Origin of the sequence: Actinomyces urogenitalis DSM 15434 (genome assembly GCF_000159035.1) — a bacterium.
Classification (GTDB): Bacteria; Actinomycetota; Actinomycetes; order Actinomycetales; family Actinomycetaceae; genus Actinomyces; species Actinomyces urogenitalis.
Genome location: NZ_DS999574.1, coordinates 769,379 through 772,669 on the forward strand (window position 1 = coordinate 769,379; position 3,291 = coordinate 772,669).

The following is a 3,291-nucleotide window of genomic DNA, read 5'->3' on the forward strand; positions in this document are numbered from 1 at the left end:
CTGCGGCGGCGCCCCCGGCGGTGGAGGACTCCTCGCCCCTGGCGCAGGAGCTTCCCGAGGCGCCGCTCGCCGTCCAGGTTCAGGATGCGCTCATCGCAGGGATCGCGCCGGAGCCGCCCGCTCCGGCTGACGCGCTGGGAGCCGGAGCGGTGGCCTCCGCCGTCGGGCTGGCCGGTGCCGCCGGCATGGCTGAGGCCGTGGGACTGCTGGACGAGGACGCCGCGGTACCGGTACAGGAGGAGGCCGCGTCCGAGGACCTGGCGGCGCCACTGACCGAGCCCGCGCAGGATGAGGCTGGGCAGGAGGAGGTCGCGCAGGAGTCTGCCGCGTCCGCGGAGCCGATGCCGGCTGACCAGGGTGGGCAGGCCCCGGCGCCAGCCCCTGAGCCTGCTCCCGCACCGCCGGCTCCACGCGACCTGCTGGCGCAGACCCCGGAGCAGGCGGTCGAGGCCGTCATCGCCCTGGGCGGCAACGTGGGAGGTGTTGTCCCGGCGCTGCGCCAGGCCGTGAGCACACTGCGCTCGACGCCGGGCGTGACAATCACTGACGTGGCCCCTCTGGCCCGCACGGCCGCCGTCGTCCCTGAGGGGGGAGCCGAGCAGCCCGACTACCTCAACACGGTGGTCCTGGTGACGACGACCCTTGCTCCGCGCGAGCTCCTGGCCGTGTGCCAGGGCCTGGAGGCTGATGCCGGCCGCGTGCGCACCGAGCCCAAGGGTCCGCGCACCCTGGACGCGGACATCATTACCTACGAGGGTGTGTCCTCGACCGACCCCGAGCTCACGCTGCCGCATCCTGCTGCCGCCCAGCGCGCCTTTGTCCTGGTGCCCTGGGCCCAGGCAGATCCCTTCGCTGAGATCGGGGACCAGTCCGTGGCCGCCCTGGCAGAGGTCGCTCCTGACCGTGAGGGTGTGCGTTGGCTCGCCCTGGACTGGCTGGACTCCGACCACCTGCCTGCCCTGCCGACCGGCCAGTACGTGGCGCCGCCGCTGCCCCAGGAGGCCCCAGTGGCTCAGCAGGAGGCAGCTGCGGCGCCCGCTCCCGAGGCGCCTGCCGAGCCTGCCCCTGCCCCTGAGCCTGCACCCGTGCCAGAGCCCGCACTCGCGCCAGTCCCGGAGCCTGCTCCGGTTCCAGAGCCTGCGCCTGAGGCGGATCCTGAGCCCGCACCCGCGCCGGAGCCGGCACGCGAGGAGCTGAGCGTGCCTGAGGCGGACCTCGCTGCCGCACCTGTGGACGAGGTAGCCCCCAGCCCCGAGGTCCCTGCCCCCGCCTCGGCGTCCTCCCCGGCCTGGCCTGCCTCTGCGGTTCCCGCGCCCCCGGTGCCCCCGGCTCCGCCGTCGACCTCAACCCCTGACCCTGCTGCCGTGCCGTCTTCGGAGACTAATGACACCTCAGCGCTCACACCGGACCCCGCTGCCTTCCCCACGGCCGTGGACGCGGACGGCAAGGAGGAGTGGGCGCAGCCGCTTGGCTGGGACGAGGTGATCGGCGGACGGGACGGACAGTCCTGATGCGCCGCACGCGCTGGACCGGCGTCCTCGCGTGCTTCGCCACGTCGGCCGTCGTCAGCTGGGTCGCCCTGGACCTTGTGCTGCGTCACCGTGGCTGGGTCCCTGCCCTCACCCCCTGGGGAGCGGCGGTGGCCCTCGCGGTGGCTCTGGTAGTGCTCGTGGCCGGCCACGCCGTGCGCCGCATGCGGGAGCACCGCCCGACCTGGATGACGCCGACCGGTGCCGCGACCACCGCGGCCGCCGCCCAGGCCTCGGCCATCGTCGGCGCCATCGTGGCCGGCGTCTACGCAGCTGAGCTGGCGGTGGCACTGATCGCTCCGGCTTCCCCAGCGATGGACACCCTGGGATGGACCGCCGGTGGCTGCCTGATCGCCTCCCTGGCGTGGTGCGTGGCAGGCGTGGTGGTCGAGCACTGGTGCGCGATCGACATGAGCGATGACGACGACGAGGACGGCTCGTCCGGCTCGGCGCTACCCAGCGGCGGCGCGACGGCCTGAGCCTGGCGAAGGAGGGGCTTCCTCCTGGCGGAGGAGGCGGGCAGACGTGCTGGCGTGAGAGGCTGGAAACCCCAGCCCCCGCAAGGAGCCACCGTGACTGCTTCCCGTCCGACCGAGTCCACTGCCCCTGAGCCCGGCCGGCCCGCCGATCCCGCCTCCGTCTCGCCTTTCAAGCCTGAGGGCGTGGAGTTTCGCCCCGTTTCGCCCAAGCTGATCACTGCCCGCCTGACGGTCAACCTCGGCTTCGACGCCGTGGTCATCATCGTCTTCCTCGTACTCGGCGCCATGCACAGCCACTGGTGGTTCCTGGGAGCGGGCGCGACGACGGCGACCACCTTGTGGGAGGCCTGGCTCATTCCTCGCCAGGTGCGTGCCATGGGCTACGCGCTGGGGGAGGACCACCTGCTGTGGCGCAAGGGCATCATGTTTCGTCACCTCTCGGTGGTCCCCTACGGACGCATGCAGTTCGTGGACACCTCCCAGGGCCCGCTGGCCCGCCACCTCGGTATCGCGGAGGTCAAGCTCCACACGGCCTCGGCCTCCACTGACGCCACGATCAACGGCCTGCCGGTGGCTGAGGCCGAGCACCTGCGCCAGCTGCTGTCCGAGCGCGGCGAGGAGAGGATGAGCGGGCTGTGAGCGTCAGGAAGAACGGCACGGACGCGGCCGAGCGCTCGATCAGCCTGCCGCAAGGACTCCAGTGGCAGCGCATGCACCCCGTCACCCCGCTGCTGGAGGGGTGGAAGGTCATTGCCGCGCTCCTGGCCTTCCTCACCTACCAGAACGCGGATGAGGCCTACCAGGCCTACCAGGCCATCTCCAAGGAGGGCCTGCCCTTCAGCCAGTCCCAGCTGGTGTGGATCCTTCCTGCAGTGGGAGCGGTCCTGGTGCTCCTGGGCATCGCCTTGTTCCTGGGCTGGCGTTACAAGACCTATGCCGTGGACCGTGACGGTGTCTACCTGCGCTCGGGGGTGCTGACCAAGCAGCTGCGGATCGCGCGCCTGCCGCGGATCCAGTCCGTCGACGTCGTCCACCCGTTGCTGGGCCGGGTCTTCGGGCTCGGGCAGCTGACGGTCGAGGTGGCCGGCAGCGGCGACTCCCGGGTGGTGCTGGGTTACCTGCCCACCGCGCGGTTGGAGGAACTGAGGGACCTCATCCTTGACCTGGCGGCTGGCGCGCAGACCAACGGAGCCGGGCGAGCAGCCTCTGACCGGGCGAGCCAGGAGCCTGGGAGCGCTGAGGCGCCGGAGGCGGCCACGGCGTCGCCCCTGGCGGCGCCGGCG

At 72.4% G+C, this 3,291-nt stretch carries 4 protein-coding genes; all 4 read left to right on the forward strand.

Features of this window, described 5'->3' with window-relative positions; all coding sequences use genetic code 11:
* The coding region (gene folK / locus HMPREF0058_RS11705) for a 2-amino-4-hydroxy-6-hydroxymethyldihydropteridine diphosphokinase (RefSeq protein ID WP_006548272.1) at positions 1-1,511 on the forward strand (1,511 nt) is incomplete at its 5' end.
* Positions 1,511-2,008 (forward strand): DUF3180 family protein, encoded by a 498-nt coding sequence (locus HMPREF0058_RS03355; protein ID WP_006548273.1) that lies wholly within the window; start codon positions 1,511-1,513, stop codon positions 2,006-2,008. The genes folK and HMPREF0058_RS03355, both read left to right, overlap by 1 nt.
* A gap of 93 nt (positions 2,009-2,101) precedes the next feature.
* Positions 2,102-2,647: a PH domain-containing protein gene (locus HMPREF0058_RS03360; protein ID WP_024036080.1), complete on the forward strand. Its 546-nt coding sequence runs from the start codon at positions 2,102-2,104 to the stop codon at positions 2,645-2,647.
* The coding region (locus HMPREF0058_RS03365; protein WP_006548275.1) for a PH domain-containing protein at positions 2,644-3,291 on the forward strand (648 nt) is incomplete at its 3' end. The genes HMPREF0058_RS03360 and HMPREF0058_RS03365, both read left to right, overlap by 4 nt.